Source organism: Bacillus sp. 0209A (assembly GCF_036765095.1).
GTDB lineage: Bacteria > Bacillota > Bacilli > Bacillales > Bacillaceae > Bacillus > Bacillus subtilis_G.
Genome location: NZ_JBAIZV010000003.1, coordinates 201,582 through 220,318, shown reverse-complemented (window position 1 = coordinate 220,318; position 18,737 = coordinate 201,582). Strand labels below are relative to the sequence as shown.

The 18,737-nt window shown below is 44.5% G+C and carries 20 protein-coding genes; 19 read left to right on the top strand and 1 reads right to left on the bottom strand.

Going from position 1 to position 18,737, the window contains the following annotated elements; all coding sequences use genetic code 11:
- Positions 1-29: 29 nt before the first annotated feature.
- The 3 genes from V6D44_RS11735 to ypjB all read left to right on the top strand — a co-directional run bounded on the left by V6D44_RS11735 (position 30) and on the right by ypjB (position 2,366).
- A complete protein-coding gene (locus tag V6D44_RS11735) occupies positions 30-797 on the top strand; it encodes a menaquinol-cytochrome c reductase cytochrome b/c subunit (RefSeq protein WP_087990523.1) in 768 nt (255 codons plus the stop codon).
- Between the two features lie 112 nt (positions 798-909).
- Positions 910-1,503 carry a DUF1405 domain-containing protein gene (locus V6D44_RS11730; RefSeq protein ID WP_176365269.1) on the top strand — a complete coding sequence of 198 codons (594 nt, stop codon included), beginning with the start codon at positions 910-912 and terminating at the stop codon, positions 1,501-1,503.
- A gap of 68 nt (positions 1,504-1,571) precedes the next feature.
- Positions 1,572-2,366, top strand: a complete 795-nt coding sequence (gene ypjB / locus V6D44_RS11725; protein ID WP_087990522.1) for a sporulation protein YpjB — start codon at positions 1,572-1,574, stop codon at positions 2,364-2,366.
- A gap of 286 nt (positions 2,367-2,652) precedes the next feature.
- Here the strand turns inward: ypjB and V6D44_RS11720 are convergent, their stop codons facing one another.
- Positions 2,653-3,525 (bottom strand): YitT family protein, encoded by an 873-nt coding sequence (locus V6D44_RS11720; RefSeq protein WP_087990521.1) that lies wholly within the window; start codon positions 3,523-3,525, stop codon positions 2,653-2,655.
- 139 nt (positions 3,526-3,664) lie between these two features.
- Here V6D44_RS11720 and V6D44_RS11715 point away from each other — a divergent pair, with 139 nt between their 5' ends.
- From V6D44_RS11715 to dnaD, 16 genes are all read left to right on the top strand, one after another.
- Entirely contained in the window at positions 3,665-4,000 is a 336-nt protein-coding gene (locus tag V6D44_RS11715; RefSeq protein ID WP_039074303.1) for a nucleotide pyrophosphohydrolase, read from the top strand.
- An 11-nt stretch (positions 4,001-4,011) separates the two neighbouring features.
- Entirely contained in the window at positions 4,012-4,815 is an 804-nt protein-coding gene (gene dapB / locus V6D44_RS11710; RefSeq protein WP_087990520.1) for a 4-hydroxy-tetrahydrodipicolinate reductase, read from the top strand.
- Between the two features lie 15 nt (positions 4,816-4,830).
- Positions 4,831-5,244 carry a methylglyoxal synthase gene (mgsA, locus tag V6D44_RS11705; RefSeq protein ID WP_087990519.1) on the top strand — a complete coding sequence of 138 codons (414 nt, stop codon included), beginning with the start codon at positions 4,831-4,833 and terminating at the stop codon, positions 5,242-5,244.
- Positions 5,237-5,947 carry a bacillithiol biosynthesis deacetylase BshB1 gene (gene bshB1 / locus V6D44_RS11700; protein WP_087990518.1) on the top strand — a complete coding sequence of 237 codons (711 nt, stop codon included), beginning with the start codon at positions 5,237-5,239 and terminating at the stop codon, positions 5,945-5,947. Before mgsA ends, bshB1 begins: the two co-directional genes overlap by 8 nt.
- On the top strand, positions 5,944-7,077 hold the full coding sequence (gene bshA, locus V6D44_RS11695; protein WP_087990517.1) for an N-acetyl-alpha-D-glucosaminyl L-malate synthase BshA: 1,134 nt from the start codon (positions 5,944-5,946) through the stop codon (positions 7,075-7,077). Before bshB1 ends, bshA begins: the two co-directional genes overlap by 4 nt.
- A 4-nt stretch (positions 7,078-7,081) precedes the next feature.
- Positions 7,082-8,275 carry a CCA tRNA nucleotidyltransferase gene (locus V6D44_RS11690; protein ID WP_087990516.1) on the top strand — a complete coding sequence of 398 codons (1,194 nt, stop codon included), beginning with the start codon at positions 7,082-7,084 and terminating at the stop codon, positions 8,273-8,275.
- A complete protein-coding gene (locus V6D44_RS11685) occupies positions 8,260-9,237 on the top strand; it encodes a biotin--[acetyl-CoA-carboxylase] ligase (RefSeq protein WP_087990515.1) in 978 nt (325 codons plus the stop codon). The genes V6D44_RS11690 and V6D44_RS11685 overlap by 16 nt, the downstream gene beginning before the upstream one ends.
- A 244-nt stretch (positions 9,238-9,481) precedes the next feature.
- Complete coding sequence (panB, locus tag V6D44_RS11680; protein ID WP_087990514.1) at positions 9,482-10,315, top strand: 3-methyl-2-oxobutanoate hydroxymethyltransferase; 834 nt, start codon at positions 9,482-9,484, stop codon at positions 10,313-10,315.
- 1 nt (position 10,316) lies between these two features.
- Positions 10,317-11,177, top strand: a complete 861-nt coding sequence (gene panC / locus V6D44_RS11675; RefSeq protein WP_087990513.1) for a pantoate--beta-alanine ligase — start codon at positions 10,317-10,319, stop codon at positions 11,175-11,177.
- A 1-nt stretch (position 11,178) separates the two neighbouring features.
- Positions 11,179-11,562 (top strand): aspartate 1-decarboxylase, encoded by a 384-nt coding sequence (gene panD / locus V6D44_RS11670; RefSeq protein ID WP_087990512.1) that lies wholly within the window; start codon positions 11,179-11,181, stop codon positions 11,560-11,562.
- Positions 11,563-11,687: 125 nt separating this feature from the next.
- Positions 11,688-14,483 carry an ATP-dependent DNA helicase DinG gene (dinG, locus tag V6D44_RS11665; protein WP_333516533.1) on the top strand — a complete coding sequence of 932 codons (2,796 nt, stop codon included), beginning with the start codon at positions 11,688-11,690 and terminating at the stop codon, positions 14,481-14,483.
- A gap of 142 nt (positions 14,484-14,625) precedes the next feature.
- Positions 14,626-14,796, top strand: a complete 171-nt coding sequence (locus V6D44_RS11660) for a YpmA family protein (RefSeq protein WP_003225588.1) — start codon at positions 14,626-14,628, stop codon at positions 14,794-14,796.
- An 8-nt stretch (positions 14,797-14,804) separates the two neighbouring features.
- Positions 14,805-15,290, top strand: coding sequence for a cell wall elongation/penicillin-binding protein regulator TseB (gene tseB, locus V6D44_RS11655; protein ID WP_087990510.1), 486 nt, complete (start codon positions 14,805-14,807; stop codon positions 15,288-15,290).
- Between the two features lie 22 nt (positions 15,291-15,312).
- Positions 15,313-16,494 (top strand): aspartate transaminase AspB, encoded by a 1,182-nt coding sequence (gene aspB, locus V6D44_RS11650; RefSeq protein WP_087990509.1) that lies wholly within the window; start codon positions 15,313-15,315, stop codon positions 16,492-16,494.
- Positions 16,495-16,637: 143 nt separating this feature from the next.
- Positions 16,638-17,930, top strand: a complete 1,293-nt coding sequence (gene asnS, locus V6D44_RS11645) for an asparagine--tRNA ligase (protein ID WP_148961503.1) — start codon at positions 16,638-16,640, stop codon at positions 17,928-17,930.
- A 94-nt stretch (positions 17,931-18,024) separates the two neighbouring features.
- The gene (gene dnaD, locus V6D44_RS11640) at positions 18,025-18,723 is read left to right on the top strand and encodes a DNA replication protein DnaD (protein ID WP_087990508.1); all 699 of its coding nucleotides are present in this window, start codon (positions 18,025-18,027) and stop codon (positions 18,721-18,723) included.
- Positions 18,724-18,737 lie beyond the last annotated feature (14 nt).

Sequence of the window (18,737 nt, the reverse complement as noted above, 5' to 3'; positions counted from 1 at the left end):
TGATCTGCGAATAAAAGGGAGGGGATGACATGCACCGGGGCAAAGGGATGAAATTTGTAGGCGACTCAAGGATACCGGCTGAAAAAAAGCCGAATATACCGAAGGATTATTCGGAGTATCCCGGGAAAACAGAGGCTTTCTGGCCGAATTTCTTGTTGAAGGAATGGATGGTTGGCGCTGTCTTTCTGATCGGTTTTCTTGTTTTGACGATTGTGCATCAGCCGCCTTTGGAGCGGATGGCGGACCCGACTGATACTGGTTATATTCCGTTGCCGGATTGGTATTTTCTTTTCTTATACCAGCTGTTGAAGTATGAATACGCCGCCGGGAGCTTTACAGTGGTCGGCGCCATGATTATGCCGGGGCTCGCTTTTGGCGCCCTGCTTTTGGCGCCATTTCTTGACAGAGGAACGGAAAGAAGGCCTTGGAAGCGTCCTGTTGCTGTCGGTATGATGCTTCTGGCCATTTCCGCTGCTGTATTTTTGACGTGGCAGTCAGTTGCGACTCACGACTGGGCCAAGGCAGAAGAACAGGGAAAAATCACAAAAGAAGCCGACATTGACACCAATGCGGAAGGATATAAGATTTTTAAGGAGCAGGGCTGTATTTCTTGCCATGGGGATAACCTTCAAGGGGGAGCGGCCGGGCCTTCATTAGTGGACACTGGACTGAAACCGGAAGAAATCAAAAAAATCGCTGTCGAAGGGAAAGGCCAAATGCCGGCGGGTGTGTTTAAAGGGAATGATAAGCAGCTCGAAGAACTTGCGAAATTCATTTCGGAAACAACCGCAAAATAAACATATTGTGAATGGTGTAATGGAAGGATATACTTTGAATATCAAAAGCTGACCCGGCGTCAGCTTTTTTATATGGACACCTTATTTTTTACAGACTGAGAGTTGATATGATGTGAAATGGTTTCAATATGTATTAGGACAGCGCCCGATGCTGATTCTTGTCTTAGCCATTAATTTTCTGGGAACGGTTTACGGGTACTATTGGTACTTGCCGCAGCTTCTGGAGACACCGGCCCGTTTCCTGATTTTTGTTCCGGACAGTCCGACAGCAACATTTTTCTTTCTGTTTGTGCTGCTCGCCTTTATCATGAAACGGAACGCTCCGCTCTTTGAGGCGCTTGCGCTAGTCACCCTCGTAAAGTACGGTCTATGGGCGGTCGCTATGAATTTTCTTGTGCTGGCTGTAACAGGTGACTTGCCGTGGGAGGGCTATATGCTGATTGCCTCGCATTTTGCAATGGCGGTCCAAGGCGTATTGTACAGTCCGTATTTTCGTTTTTCTTTTTGGCATCTTGCAATTGCTGCAGTCTGGACGCTGCATAACGATGTCATTGATTACTTGTTTGACATGATGCCTCAATACTCTATGCTTTCTGATTATATGACAGATATAGGGTACGGAACATTTTGGCTCAGCATCTTTTCAATCGGGCTAGCTTACTTTTTAGTGGTTTCAAAAAAGCAAACAAAGCTTGACCTGATGTAAAGACAATCTTGGTCTATCCTTGTCCCTTTCTTCATATTCTGTAAGGAGAGAGAGTGGGAGGGACCTGCATGAAACGAAAGCTGACGATCTGTTTGTTGATTGCTCTTATTTTTTATAATGGAAATGCCAAGGCTGCAGAGCGGGGAAGCCTCGAAGAATTGAATGATTTATCCGATACAGTCTTTCAAATGACCCGCCAGTCGAAATATGAAGAGGCGCTGCAAGTCTTGGATTATTTTGAAAAAACATTAAAATCCGCTGAAAAAAAACAGCAAGACCTCATGCTAACCGGAGCCCAAATCCGTCAAATCACACTGGGCTATAACGATATGGTACGGAGCTTAAAGCAGACTGATACATCAGATATACAAAAACTCAGAGCAGCCGCGCAATTCAGAATGCTGGTGGATGCGGTTGAGAATCGATCCGTTCCGCTTTGGGGCTCACTGGAAAAACCGATTATGGAAGCCTTTGCTGAACTTAAGCAGGATGTTCAAAAGAATGAAAGCACGAGCTTTCATGAAAAATGGAATGAATTTATCAGTTTATATGATTTGATTTATCCCAGTCTTACAATCGATGTATCAGAGGATCAGCTTGAAACAGTCGGAAAACATATAGAAGTCATTGAGCAAGAGGAATTTCAGCAAATGACCGAGAGCACGAAGCTTGAACGGCTATCCCTTCTTCAGCATGATCTGAAAAACGTATTTGACAGGGTGGAAGAGGATGATGCTGATCCGTCTTTGCTCTGGGTGATGATCACAACCGGCAGTATCATTATTACTGCTCTCACCTATGTCGGCTACAGAAAATACAAAGCGGAAAAAAACAAGCTGAAAAAACGGGACTACCCTAAATAAGCATGAGGGGCGGCAGCTGCCTCAGCGTGTCGGCAAACCCTCGCATTCGTTGTCAGTCCTGCGCGTTGGTGCTCGCGTAAAAAAAGATCAGCGGCTAAAAGCTAGAGCGCCCTGCTCAGACGCCGCTGTCACCGCATCCTGCGGAAGCCTGCTCCAATGCTCGTCCTTCCTAGACTTCAAAGGTTTTCAATCACGCTGAAAAGATGACAAAATCCTAAAACGAAAGTCGTTTTAGGATTTTGTCAACAATCTGAGGCGGCGGCAGCCGCCTTTTTATAATTAAATATCAGCGGGGAAGCGGATTTTTATTTTCATCAAGCGTAAATCCTTCTCCGAGCACATCGTGGACATCGCTTACCGCCACAAAGGCATGAGGATCAACGGAGTTAATCACACTTTTCAGCATTACCAATTCGTTTTTCGGCACCACACAATAAAGGACATCTATATCCTCTTTTGTATAGGAACCCTGTCCTTTCAAAATGGTGACGCCTCGTTCCATTTCTTCAAGAATCTTTTTCTGAATCCGGTCGTTTTTCGATGAGATGATCGTAGCGCCTTTAGCAGTGTATCCGCCTTCCTGAATAAAATCAATGAGTTTTGCAGCTACAAATACAGCCACCAGGGTATACATCGCTTCTTTATAGGAGAGATAAGTAAGCAAAGACAAAATAATGACGCAGGCATCGAAAGCAAACATCGTTCTGCCCATCGGAATCCCAAAATACTTATTGACCAAACGGGCGATAATATCAACCCCGCCTGTCGTTCCGCCAAACTTAAATATAATTCCTAATCCGGCTCCGATAAACACGCCGGCAAATAAAGCAGCGAGCGCTAAATCATGCTGAAGAGGCATATGTATTTCATATCGCTGAAAGATGCTGAGGAACAAAGACAAGGCGACAGTGCCGACAAGGGTATAAACAAACATAGTCCTGCCAAGTAAACGCCAGCCGATAAAAAAGATCGGGATGTTCAAAACCAGGTTCGAGATAGAGGGGCTGATATGGAAAAGGGCATAAAGCAAAAGTGTAATACCTGTAAAACCGCCCTCAGCCAGATTGTTCTGCATATTGAAATGAACCAAGCCGAATGAAAAAATTGCCGCTCCGATTAAAATGAAAAATATGTTTTTTAATCTAATTTCTCCAAGCATCACACAAAACCCCTTTTCCTTCCATTGGATAGCGTTTATATTATAGTGGATGAAAAAGAAAACAGCAAACGTGCTTAAACATTTGTCAAACGTATCTGAATTAGCTAACATGTAAGAGGATGATAGGAGGTTTCGTGCAGTGAGTGAAAAAACAATGAAAGACATACAGGCTGAGGTAGACCGTTACATTGGCCAATTTAAAGAAGGGTATTTCAGCCCGCTTGCCATGATGGCAAGGCTGACCGAAGAACTGGGCGAGCTTGCCAGAGAAGTCAATCATCGTTATGGAGAAAAACCAAAAAAAGCGACTGAAGATGATAAAAGCATGGAAGAGGAAATGGGCGACGTGCTGTTTGTGTTGGTTTGTTTAGCCAACTCACTTGATATTTCATTAGAGGAAGCCCACGACCGAGTGATGTATAAATTTAATACGAGAGATAAAGATCGCTGGACTAGAATAGAAGAAGGAAAGTAGAGGAGATCATGATGTCAAACGAAACAATTAAAGTAGTCATTGCAGGGCCGCGTGGAAGAATGGGGCAGGAAGCTGTGAAATTGGCGGAACGAACACCTCAGTTTGACCTTGTTGGGGCCATTGACCATACATACGACCGGCAAAAATTATCTGATGTGATGTCTGTTGAGTCAGAGGCTCTGATTTACACAGATATCCATGCCTGCTTTACAGAAACACAGCCGGATGTCTTAATTGATTTAACAACGCCTGAAATTGGGAAAATACATACAAAAATTGCATTAGAGTACGGAGTTCGTCCTGTTGTCGGAACGACCGGTTTCTCAGAAGATGATTTAAATGAGCTCACGTCTCTAACAGAAGAGAAGGGAATCGGAGCCATCATCGCTCCAAACTTTGCACTTGGTGCGGTGCTGATGATGAAATTTTCGAAAATGGCTGCCAACTACTTTGAGGATGTAGAAATTATTGAGCTTCACCATGACCAAAAGCTTGACGCACCGAGCGGAACTGCACTTAAAACAGCGGAAATGATTTCAGAAGTCCGTAAAGAAAAACAACAAGGACATCCCGATGAAAAAGAAATTCTCCCAGGAGCAAGAGGAGCGGAGCAAAACGGTATCCGCTTGCACAGCGTGCGTCTTCCGGGGCTGATCGCACATCAGGAAGTCATGTTCGGCATGGATGGCCAAATGCTTCAGATTCGCCATGATTCCTATAACCGCGCTTCTTTCATGTCAGGTGTTAAACTGTCAGTCGAACAAGTCATGAAGATTGACCAGCTTGTGTATGGATTAGAAAATATCATTGATTAGACAGGGGGATAAATGATGAAAATTGCTTTGATCGCGCATGACAAGAAAAAACAGGATATGATTCAATTCACGACTGCCTATCGGAATATTTTGAGGCATCACGACCTATACGCAACCGGAACAACGGGGTTGAAAATTCAAGAGGCGACAGGTCTTCAAATTGAACGTTTTCAATCCGGCCCTTTAGGTGGAGACCAGCAAATCGGCGCACTGATCGCAGCCAATGCACTCGACCTTGTCATTTTTTTGCGCGACCCGCTGACCGCGCAGCCGCATGAACCGGATGTCTCGGCATTAATCCGGTTATGTGACGTGTATTCCATTCCGCTCGCCACAAATATGGGTACCGCGGAGATTCTTGTCCGCACCCTTGATGAAGGTGTTTTCGAATTCCGCAATCTTCTTAGGGGAGAAGAGCCGAATGTATAATGCTGACGTTCTTGCTTTTGGCGCCCACAGTGATGATGTCGAGATCGGAATGGGCGGCACAATCGCAAAGTTTGTCAAACAAGGAAAAAAAGTAATGATATGCGATTTGACCGAAGCGGAACTCTCTTCAAACGGAACTGTCAGTTTACGTAAAGAAGAAGCAGCTGAAGCAGCCCGTATATTAGGCGCAGAAAAAAGAATGCAGCTGACGCTTCCAGACCGCGGCCTGATGATGAGTGACCAGGCCATTCGGGCGATTGTCAGTGTGATCAGAACCTGCCGGCCAAAAGCAGTTTTTATGCCATATAAAAAGGATCGCCATCCGGATCACGGCAATGCCGCTGCACTGGTGGAAGAAGCAATCTTTTCCGCAGGAATCCATAAATATAAAGATGAAAAGAGCCTTCCCGCGCATAAAATAAGCAAGGTTTACTACTATATGATAAATGGTTTTCATCAGCCTGATTTTGTCATTGATATATCGAATACAATAGAGGCCAAGAAACAAAGCCTTAATGCCTACAAAAGCCAGTTTATACCGTCAAAGGATTCAGTTTCAACTCCTCTGACGAATGGCTATATCGAGATCGTTGAAGCGAGAGAAAAGCTTTACGGTAAAGAAGCGGGTGTGGAGTATGCCGAGGGTTTCTTTTCCAAACGGATGCTGTTGCTCGATCATGATGTGCTTGGGGGCGAACAATGAAAAAACTAAAAATAGGGATCACATGTTATCCGAGCGTCGGAGGCTCAGGTATCATTGCGACAGAACTGGGGAAGCAGCTTGCTGAAAAAGGACATGAAATCCATTTTATCACATCAAGCATCCCGTTTAGACTGAATACATATCACCCCAATATTCATTTTCATGAGGTTGAGGTTAATCAATATGCTGTTTTTAAGTATCCGCCGTATGATTTGGCATTGGCAAGCAAAATTGCTGAGGTGGCGGAACGGGAGAATTTAGACATTATACATGCTCACTACGCTCTCCCGCATGCGGTTTGCGCTTATCTAGCAAAGCAGATGCTGAAACGCAATATCGGCATTGTGACAACTTTGCACGGCACGGATATTACGGTGCTGGGATATGACCCGTCTCTAAAAGATCTTATCCGTTTTGCCATTGAGGCATCAGACAGGGTGACCGCTGTCTCCTCAGCGCTTGCAGCTGAAACGTACGATTTAATTAAACCGGAGAAAAAAATAGAAACGATTTATAACTTTATAGATGAGCGCGTGTATTTGAAGAAAAACAATGGAGCGATTAAAGAGAAACATGGTATTTTACCAGACGAAAAAGTCGTCATCCATGTGTCTAACTTCAGAAAGGTCAAACGCGTGCAGGATGTCATCCGCGTGTTCCGGAATATCGCCGGCAAAACGAAAGCCAAGCTGCTTTTAGTCGGGGACGGCCCGGAGAAGTCGACGGCCTGTGAGCTTGTCAGAAAATATGGATTGGAAAACCAAGTCTTAATGCTTGGAAATCAAGACCGTGTTGAGGAGCTTTATTCTATTAGCGATCTGAAACTGCTGCTGTCCGAAAAAGAAAGCTTCGGACTTGTCCTGCTTGAAGCGATGGCTTGCGGAGTGCCTTGTATCGGAACAAACACTGGCGGTATCCCGGAGGTTATTAAAAACAGTGTGAGCGGATTTTTGGTGGATGTCGGCGACGTTGCAGCCGCAACAGCCTGCGCGATGCGTATTTTAGAAGATGAACAGCTAAGCAAGGGTTTTACAAAGGCGGCAATGGAAATGCTAAAAAATGAATTTTCTTCACAAAAAATTGTCAGCCAGTATGAACAGATTTATGCCGATTTAGCAGAACCGGAGTGATCATATGGAACAAGTTTTTATCAAAGCGCTTCCCGTGCTCCGCACCTTAATTGAAGCGGGCCACCAGGCTTATTTTGTGGGAGGCGCAGTTCGAGACAGCTATATGAAACGAACGATCGGAGATGTCGATATTGCGACTGATGCGGCACCGGATCAAGTAGAACGGCTGTTTCAGCGGACGGTTGATGTAGGAAAAGAGCACGGGACCATTATTGTGCTCTGGGAAGATGAAACCTATGAAGTCACGACATTCCGGACTGAATCAGAGTATGAGGATTATAGAAGACCTTCAGAAGTGAACTTTATCACATCATTAGAAGAGGATTTGAAACGCAGGGATTTGACGATTAACGCGATGGCCATGACAGCGGAAGGTCAAGTGCTTGATTATTTTGGCGGCAAGAAAGATATTGATCAGAAGCTGATTCGAACCGTCGGAAGGCCCAATCACAGATTTCAAGAGGATGCGCTTCGCATGCTGAGAGCCGTACGTTTTATGAGCCAGCTTGGCTTTACGCTTTCACTAGAAACAGAAGAAGCGATCACGAAGGAAAAAACACTCTTATCCCATGTTTCAGTTGAACGAAAAACAATAGAGTTCGAGAAACTGCTAAAGGGAAGAGCGTCCCGCCAGGCGCTTCAAACTCTCATTCAAACTGGGTTGTACGAAGAACTGCCTGGTTTTTATCATAAACGAGAGAACCTGCTTGCGGCGAGTGAGTTTTCGTTTGAATCTTTAACATCCCGTGAGGAGCTTTGGGCTGCGCTTTTAATTGATCTTGAAATAGATTTGAAAGATGCGCCGCTTTTCCTGAAAGCATGGAAGCTTCCGGGAAAAGTAATGAAGGAAGCCATTCACATTGCCTATACGTTTGGCCAAAGCCTTGACGCTATGTCAATGTACGAGGCTGGGGAAAAAGCACTTCTTTCAGCGGCCAGAATATCACAGCTTCGGCAAAACGAAAGACTAGATGAAGAAAAATTGAAGGACATCCAAAACGCTTATCAAAGCCTGCCGATTAAAAACCTTAAGGATCTTGATATCACGGGTAAGGATTTGCTTGCGCTGCGAAACCGGCCTGCCGGACAATGGGTGTCGGAAGAATTACAGCGGATTGAGCAGGCTGTTTTGACGGGAAAGCTCTCCAATCAAAAGAAGCACATAGAGGAGTGGCTGAAGACATGCGGTCAACATTAAGAAAAGATCTTATTGAATTATTTTCTCAGGCTGGAAATGAATTTATTTCCGGCCAAAAAATCAGTGACGCCCTCGGCTGTTCCAGAACTGCTGTGTGGAAGCATATTGAAGAGCTTCGGAAAGAGGGCTATGAAGTAGAAGCTGTTAGGAGAAAAGGATATCGTCTCATCAAAAAGCCCGGGAAACTCAGTGAAAGTGAAATTCGCTTCGGACTGAAAACGGAAGTGATGGGCCAGTACCTTATTTATCACGACGTTCTAGCAAGCACGCAAAAAACGGCGCATGAGCTTGCAAATAATAACGCAGCAGAGGGCACTCTCGTCGTGGCTGATAAACAAACAGCCGGCAGGGGGCGAATGTCAAGGGTATGGCATTCCCAAGAGGGAAACGGTATTTGGATGAGCCTGATTTTACGGCCTGACATTCCGCTCCAAAAAACACCGCAGCTCACATTACTTGCTGCAGTAGCTGTTGTGCAGGGAATAGAAGAGGCAGCAGGCATCCAAACGGATATAAAATGGCCTAATGATATTTTGATTAACGGAAAAAAAACAGTCGGCGTCTTAACAGAAATGCAGGCCGAGGAAGACCGGGTACGTTCGGTCATCATCGGGATTGGCATTAACGTCAATCAGCAGTCGGATGATTTTCCAGATGACCTGAAGGACATTGCGACAAGCCTCAGCCAAGCCGCCGGAGAAAAAATTGACCGGGCCGGTGTCATCCAGCATATCTTGCTTACCTTTGAAAAACGGTACCGGGATTATATGACGCACGGTTTTACGCCGATTAAGCTTTTATGGGAAAGCTACGCGCTGGGAATCGGCTCTAATATGAGGGCCAGAACATTAAATGGAACATTTTACGGGAAGGCGTTAGGTATAGATGATGAAGGTGTTCTTCTTTTAGAAACGAAGGAAGGCATTAAAAAAATCTATTCTGCCGATATAGAATTAGGTTAATGTGTTGGTACAAGCCCGTTGATTTTGGTATACTTCCATTGGGCAGTATCGCCTGCGAACTGCACCTATTATAAAAATAGATTGACATTGCAGCAGTCTGCCTTGATCCAAAAAAGGACTGGGACAGAGGGATGAAACTCGCCGAACTTTAGAAAGTGAAGAATCCTTCTCGTGTAACGGAAGGTTTTTTGGCTTGTATAAGAAAACGGCAGCTCATCTCCTCTAAACATGAGGAGGAGAAAACATGAAAACAAAACTCGATTTTCTAAAAATGAAGCAGACTGAAGAACCGATTGTGATGCTGACCGCTTATGATTATCCGGCAGCTAAGCTTGCTGAACAAGCGGGAGTTGACATGATTTTAGTCGGTGATTCACTCGGAATGGTCGTCCTCGGACTTGATTCAACTGTCGGCGTGACAGTTGCGGACATGATCCATCATACAAAAGCCGTTAAAAGGGGCGCGCCAAATACATTTATCGTAACGGATATGCCGTTTATGTCTTATCACCTGTCCAAGGAAGATACGCTGAAAAATGCAGCGGCTATCGTTCAGGAAAGCGGAGCCGACGCACTGAAGCTTGAAGGCGGAGAAGGCGTGTTTGAATCCATTCGCGCATTGACGCTTGGGGGCATTCCGGTAGTTAGTCACTTAGGTCTGACACCGCAGTCAGTCGGTGTATTGGGTGGATATAAAGTACAGGGCAAAGACGAACAAAGCGCCAAAAAATTAATAGAAGACAGTATAAAATGCGAAGAAGCAGGAGCTATGATGCTTGTGCTGGAATGTGTGCCTGCAGAACTCACAGCCAAAATTGCCGAGATGCTAAGCATACCTGTCATCGGAATCGGTGCCGGTGTGAAAGCGGACGGACAAGTTCTCGTTTATCATGATATTATCGGCCACGGTGTAGAGAGAACACCTAAATTTGTAAAGCAATATACGCGAATTGACGAAACAATCGAAACAGCAATCAGCGGATATGTCCAGGATGTAAGACATCGTGCTTTCCCTGAACAAAAACATTCCTTTCAAATGAATCAGACAGTGCTGGACGGCTTGTACGGAGGAAAATAAGATGAGACAGATTACAGATATTTCACAGCTGAAAGAAGCCATAAGACAATACCAGTCAGAGGGGAAGTCAATCGGATTTGTTCCGACGATGGGCTTTCTGCATGAGGGGCATTTAACCTTGGCAGACAAAGCAAGACAAGAAAATGACGCCGTCGTTATGAGTATTTTTGTGAATCCTGCGCAATTCGGTCCTAATGAAGATTTTGAGGCATATCCGCGCGATATTGAGCGGGATGCGGGCCTTGCAGATAACGCAGGCGTCGATATTCTTTTTACGCCTAGTGCCCATGATATGTATCCTGGCGAAAAGAATGTCACGATTCGCGTCGAAAGACGCACGGATGTTTTATGCGGACGCTCAAGAGAAGGACATTTTGACGGTGTTGCAATTGTACTGACGAAGCTGTTCAATCTTGTGCAGCCGACCCGTGCCTATTTCGGTTTAAAGGATGCACAGCAGGTGGCGGTTGTTGATGGCTTAATCAGCGATTTCTTCATGGATATTGAACTGGTTGCTGTCGATACAGTCAGAGAGGAAGACGGCTTAGCCAAAAGCTCCCGCAATGTATACTTAACTGCTGAGGAAAGAAAAGAAGCGCCTAAGCTGTATCGGGCCCTTCAAACAAGTGCGGAGTTGATCAGAGCCGGCGAAAGAGACCCTGAAGCGGTGATAAAAGCGGCGAAAGAAATCATTGAAACGACAAGCGGCACCATTGACTATGTGGAGCTTTATTCCTATCCGAAACTCGAGCCTGCGGACAAAATGGAAGGAAAGGTCATTCTGGCTGTTGCAGTTGCTTTTTCAAAAGCGCGTTTAATAGATAATATCATTATTGATATTCGAGAAATGGAGAGAATATAATATGTATCGCACGATGATGAGCGGCAAGCTTCACAGGGCAACCGTTACGGAAGCAAATCTGAACTATGTGGGAAGCATTACAATTGATGAAGATCTTATTGATGCAGTGGGAATGCTTCCTAATGAAAAAGTGCAAATTGTGAATAATAATAATGGAGCGCGTCTGGAAACGTATATTATTCCTGGTGAACGCGGAAGCGGCGTCATCTGCTTAAACGGTGCAGCCGCACGCCTTGTGCAGGTAGGAGATAAGGTTATTATCATTTCCTACAAAATGATGTCTGATCAAGATGCGGCAAGCCACGAGCCAAAAGTGGCTGTTCTGAATGATCAAAACAAAATTGAACAAATGCTGGGGAACGAACCAGCCCGTACAATGTTGTAGAAGAAAAGCCCCCTTTATCGGGGGTTTTCTTTTAAGATTTTGAGAGTAAAACGGTTTTGCCGCTCCATTTCCGTACAAAACGTGTTACACTTTTGTCGTATGCAAGAATTGAGGTGTCCATTTTAATGAATAAGCAACGGTTCGTTGTTATAGATGTAGAAACAACAGGGAATTCGCCGAAGAAAGGCGATAAAATCATACAAATCGCAGCGGTTGTAATTGAAAATGGACAAATTACTGAGCGGTTTTCAAAATACATTAATCCAAATAAATCCATTCCTGCTTTCATTGAGCAGCTTACAGGAATCTCCAATCAAATGGTAGAGCATGAACAGCCGTTTGAGGCTGTCGCTGAGGAAGTGTTTCATTTGCTTGACGGCGCTTATTTTGTCGCCCACAATATCCATTTTGACCTTGGATTTGTCAAGTATGAGTTACATAAGGCGGGCTTTCAGCTCCCAGATTGTGAAGTGCTGGATACTGTCGAACTCTCCCGTATTGTTTTTCCGGGGTTTGAAGGGTATAAGCTGACCGAATTAAGCGAGGAGCTTCAACTGCGGCATGATCAGCCGCACCGGGCTGACAGCGACGCTGAAGTGACAGGGCTTATTTTTTTGGAAATCCTTGAAAAGCTGCGGCAGCTTCCTGATCCGACATTAAAACAGTTAAGAAGACTTTCGCAGCATTTTATCAGTGATCTGACGCATTTGTTGGATATGTTCATTTATGAAAACAAACATACCGAAATACCCGGCTATGCGCGCTTTTCTTCCTTTTCTGTCAGAGAACCTGCAACGATCGATGAACGTGTCAATGAAGACGGAAACTTCTCATTTGAGATGGAAAATTGGGAAGCGGGCAATGAAAAAGCGCTGTCTGCGTTAATGCCCGGTTATGAAAAAAGAGACGGCCAAATGATGATGATCAAAGAGGTGGCTGAAGCGTTTGCGAATCGTGAGCATGCGCTGATTGAAGCTCCTCCGGGAATCGGAAAAACGATTGGCTACCTCATTCCGGCTGCGCTTTTTGCCAAGAAATCAAAAAAACCGGTCATTATCAGCACGTATTCAACGCTTTTACAGCAGCAGATTTTGACAAAGGATTTGCCGATTGTCCAAGATCTGTTTCCATTTCCGGTAACAGCGGCGGTTTTAAAAGGACAATCGCATTATTTATGCCTGTATAAATTCGAGCAGGTGCTTCATGAAGAAGATGATAATTATGATGCCGTATTGACAAAGGCACAGCTCCTCGTTTGGCTGACTGAGACAAACACAGGAGATGTAGCTGAACTGAATCTGCCTTCAGGCGGAAAATTGCTGTGGGACAGATTGGCTTATGACGAGGGCTCCTATAAAAGAAGTCGACATGAAAGTGTGACCGGGTTTTATGAGCGTGCCAAGGAGATTGCCATGCGTTCCGATTTGGTGATTACCAACCATTCCCTTTTGCTGACCGATGAAGGCAGCCAGAAAAAAAGACTCCCTGAAAGCGGCACATTTATTATCGATGAAGCCCATCATTTTGAACGTGCGGCGAGCGAACATTTAGGAAAAAGAGCCACGTATATAGAATTGCATTCTAAATTGAACAGAATCGGCACTCTGAAGGAACAGGGGCTTCTAAAAAAGATGAGACAGCTATTTCAGCGAAACAGCCTGCCCGTTGATTCTTTTTTCGAATTGGAAGAGTGGATTCAGCACATCCAAGCAGAAAGTGATGCTTTCTTCAGCTCTGTGCATTCTTTTGTCAAACGAAGAAAACCTAAAGAAGACTTAAACCGTCTAGTCTATAAGGTGAACAAAGAAAGCCAAGATAAAAGCTGGCCTATTTTAACGGATGGAGCAGAGAGGCTTTGTTCCATGCTGACACATTTGCAGCAGCTTTTTGAGGCACAGTCGGCTCTGATGGAAAAACATCTGACGAGTATGAAGAGCAAAACCGCTTATTTAGCCGATGAATATCAAAGAGTCATGAAAGGCTTGCAGCATTACTGTCTAACGTTGCAGAAGCTGTTCTTCGAGTCTGATGACGATGAAGCGGTTTGGGTTGAAATAGACGCAAAGGGAGCAAAAAACGCAGTGGCCATTTACGCACAGCCGCTTGAACCTGGTGAACTCCTGGCTGATCAGTTTTTCGCGCGCAAAAACAGTGTGGTGCTGACATCTGCAACCCTTACTGTCGAAGATTCATTTCAATTTATGATTGAACGTCTGGGACTGGATGACTTTTTCCCGCGAACAATGAGAATTGAGTCGCCTTTTTCTTACGATGAGCGCATGCGGGTGATGATTCCAAAAGAAATGAAATCAATTCAAGATACAGGGCAAACTGAATTTATACAGGATACGGCCCGTTATATTGAACTGATGGCAAAGGAAAAACAGCCCAAAATCCTTGTGCTGTTCACGTCTCATGATATGCTGAAAAAGGTTCATCAGGAGCTGAAGCAAGCGATGAGTGCTTCCGGCATTCAGCTCTTGGCGCAAGGAATTTCAGGCGGAAGTCCAGGCAAACTGATGAAAACTTTTAAAACATCCAATCAGGCGATCTTGCTTGGTACAAATCACTTTTGGGAAGGCGTTGATTTTCCTGGTGATGAGCTGACAACGGTAATGATCGCAAGGCTTCCATTCCGGTCCCCTGATCATCCGCTTCATGCTGCGAAATGTGAGCTTGCCCGAAAACAAGGGCGGAATCCGTTTCAAACAGTATCACTTCCGGAAGCTGTGCTGACCTTCAGGCAAGGAATCGGCCGTTTGCTGCGGACAGCGGGAGACAAAGGGACGATTGTCATATTGGACAGACGGATTAAAACGGCAGGTTATGGCCGGTTGTTTCTTGATGCCCTGCCGACAACTTACGTATCCGAAATGACTGACAGCGAGCTTGAGGCTTACGTTGCAGGGGAAAAAGAATAAAAGCCGCATAAAGCGGCTTTTGCGGTGTGGGAATAGGATGGTGTTTTATTTAAAAGCGGTTTTGCCGCTCTGTGATACTAGTATGGCGTGTCCTAAAACGGAGTATGACTAACAATATTTGTTCAAACTGGAGGATGAAAAAATGGAAAGCAAAATCGAGATTCTTTCAACAATTAATGTAGAGCATTCTGATGACCTTTATAAAATTGTAGACACACTGAATCGGACACTGAAAAGAGATAATCTGATGTTCGGCCTTGCGCTGGATGAAGAAAACAAAAACCAAGCCGTTTTTACCATTTATCGTACGTAGGTGAGAAGATGAGAAAAAAAGCATTAATATTTACCGCCATTTTTGGTATTATTTTTTTAGCAGTACTTCTTGTCTCGGCAAGCATTTATAAATCAGCCATGGCACAAAAGGAAGAGGGGCACGAAGCAGCAGCTGCTGAAGCTAAAAAAGAAACCGATCTCGCCAACGTTGATCAAGTCGAAACATTTGTCGGAAAAGAAAAATATTATGTTGTAAAGGGAACGGACAAAAAAGGAAGCAAATTATATGTCTGGGTTCCTGCCGATAAAAAAGCAAAAATTCTCTCAAAAGAAGCAAAAGAGGGAATCTCCGAAGACAAAGCGGCGAAAATCATACAGGATGAAGGACTGGTTTCAAAGCAAAAAGAGGTTCATCTGGCAAGAGAGGGAAATGTCCTGCTTTGGGAAGTAACGTACTTAGACAAAGAAGGTCAATACAGTTTAAGTTATGTGGACTTTACAACTGGAAAGATTCTCAAAAATATGACGCCTTAAGACGAATTAGGGGGAGTTCAAGTTGAAACTGGCAAAAAGAGTATCCGCATTAACACCGTCTACCACACTGGCAATCACAGCAAAAGCGAAAGAACTGAAAGCGGCAGGCCATGATGTTATCGGCCTAGGGGCAGGCGAACCTGACTTTAATACACCGCAGCACATCATTGATGCCGCTGTACGTTCTATGAACGAAGGCCATACGAAGTACACGCCTTCAGGTGGTCTGGCTGAACTCAAAAACAGCATTGCAGAGAAATTTAAACGTGACCAGAATATTGAATACAAACCGTCTCAAATCATTGTCTGCACAGGTGCCAAACATGCGCTGTACACCCTTTTCCAAGTGATTTTGGATGAAGGAGATGAAGTCATTATTCCAACACCTTACTGGGTGAGCTATCCGGAGCAGGTGAAACTCGCTGGCGGAAAGCCTGTTTATGTAGAAGGGCTTGAGGAAAATCATTTCAAAATTTCTCCTGAACAGCTGAAAAATGCGATCACGGAAAAAACAAAAGCGATCGTCATCAATTCTCCAAGCAACCCGACTGGCGTTATGTATACGGAAGACGAACTGGCGGCGCTCGGTGAAGTGTGCCTTGAACATGACATCCTGATTGTGTCTGACGAAATTTATGAAAAACTTACATACAGCGGAAAGAAACACGTTTCCATTGCACAGCTGTCTGACAGCCTGAAAGAGCAAACGGTTATTATTAACGGCGTGTCGAAGTCACACAGCATGACGGGCTGGAGAATCGGTTATGCGGCGGGGGCCGAAGACATTATTAAAGCAATGACTAACCTTGCAAGCCACAGCACGTCAAATCCGACATCAATCGCACAGTACGGAGCGATTGCTGCTTATAACGGGCCTTCTGAGCCGCTGGAAGAAATGAGAGAAGCGTTTGAACATAGATTAAACACGATCTACGCAAAGCTTTTAGAGATCCCCGGGTTTAGCTGTGTGAAGCCGGAAGGTGCTTTTTACTTGTTCCCGAATGCAAAAGAAGCAGCTCAAACTTGCGGTTTCAAAGATGTAGACGAATTTGTTAAAGCGCTTCTTGAGGAGGAAAAAGTTGCGATTGTTCCTGGCTCCGGATTTGGCTCTCCTGATAATGTACGCCTTTCTTACGCAACATCGTTAGAACTTCTTGAAAAAGCGGTTGAGAGAATCAAACGTTTTGTAGAAAAACATAGCTAACAGATCAAAAAGCGGCTGACAGAAAAGCCGCTTTTTATCTGCATTGACCCGGCTAGTTAAGAGCGGGTATAATAAAGTGATGATAAAAGAGTTCGCGGGGCAATGGGCTTCCGAATGTCTTTCTTGTTTTGGAGGGAAATATGTTGAAAACAACAATCAACCAAGTGTACAAACACGTAGGTGAGGAAGTAACGATCGGAGCTTGGGTCGCTAATAAGCGTTCAAGCGGGAAAATCGCGTTTTTGCAGCTGCGGGACGGTACCGGCTTTATTCAAGGTGTCGTAGTCAAAGCGGAAGTGGAAGAAAGCATTTTCCAAACAGCTAAATCAGTGACGCAGGAAACGTCACTCTATATAAAAGGGATTGTCAAAGAGGACGAGCGTTCTCCGCTAGGTTATGAGCTAGCTGTGACAGGTATTGAAGTCATTCACGAAGCGACTGATTATCCAATTACGCCAAAAGAACACGGCACAGAATTCTTGATGGATCACAGACATTTATGGCTTCGTTCAAAACGCCAGCATGCCACCATGAAAATTCGTAATGAAATCATTCGCGCGACTTATGAATTTTTTAATAACGAAGGCTTCGTAAAAGTGGATCCGCCCATTCTGACTGGAAGCGCGCCTGAAGGAACAACAGAGCTCTTTGCGACAAAGTACTTTGAGGAAGATGCTTACCTGTCTCAAAGCGGCCAGCTCTACATGGAAGCTGCGGCAATGGCTTTAGGAAAAGTATTTTCCTTCGGGCCGACATTCAGAGCGGAAAAATCTAAAACAAAACGCCACTTGATCGAATTCTGGATGATCGAACCGGAAATGGCGTTTGTACAATTTGAAGAAAACCTTCAAGTGCAGGAAAATTACGTTTCTTTCATTGTGCAATCCGTACTTAAGAATTGCAAAATTGAATTAAACACATTAGGAAGAGACACATCAAAACTTGAGCAAATCAAAGCTCCGTTCCCAAGAATCACGTATGATGAAGCGCTTGATTTTCTGAAAGAAAAAGGCTTTGACGATATCGAGTGGGGAGACGACTTCGGGGCGCCTCATGAAACAGCGATTGCGGAACACTATGACAAACCGGTTTTCATCACTCGCTACCCGACGTCCTTAAAACCATTCTATATGCAGCCGGCTTCTGACCGTGAGGATGTCGTGCTCTGCGCTGACCTGATTGCGCCGGAAGGATATGGAGAAATCATCGGCGGATCCGAACGGATTCACGATATGGAGCTTTTGGAAGCGCGCCTTAAAGAACATGGACTGGATTCTGACGCATATAAATGGTATGCTGAACTTAGAAAATATGGATCAGTTCCTCATTCAGGCTTCGGCCTTGGATTAGAGCGGACAGTAGCTTGGATCAGCGGAGCGCCTCACGTTCGTGAAACCATTCCGTTCCCAAGACTGTTAAACCGTCTATATCCATAATACATTCAAATGAAACAAGAAAAAGAGTCTCCTGCAAGGGAGACTTTTTACAGTAAAGGGGAAAACATGATCCTTTACAGTAAGAGGTGTGACGATGAAAAAACAGCAATTTATTGATATGCATGAACAGGGAACGTCAACAATCCCTAATCTTCTGCTTACGCATTATAAACAGCTCGGGCTTAACGAAACAGAACTTATTCTGCTCTTAAAAATTAAAATGCATTTAGAAAAAGGATCTTATTTTCCTACACCGAATCAGCTGCAAGAAGGGATGTCAATTTCTGTTGAAGAATGCACAAACAGATTGAGGATGTTTATTCAAAAAGGTTTTCTGTTTATTGAAGAATGTGAGGACCAAAACGGTATCAAATTTGAGAAATATTCTCTTCAGCCTTTATGGGGCAATCTGTACGAGTATATACAGCTTGCACAGAATCAAACGCAGGAAAGAAAAGCAGAAGGGGAACAAAAAAGCCTTTATACCATTTTTGAGGAAGAGTTCGCAAGGCCGTTATCACCTTTGGAGTGTGAAACACTGGCCATTTGGCAGGATCAAGATCAGCATGACGCACAGCTGATCAAACACGCCTTAAAAGAGGCGGTACTGTCAGGGAAACTCAGTTTCCGCTACATTGACCGGATTTTGTTTGAGTGGAAGAAAAACGGGCTGAAAACTGTGGAGCAGGCAAAAATCCACAGCCAGAAATTCCGGCGGGTACAAACCAAGCAGACTGAACCGCAAAAAGAGTATAAAAGGCAAGTTCCTTTTTACAATTGGCTTGAACAATAAAGTGAAAAGGTGAC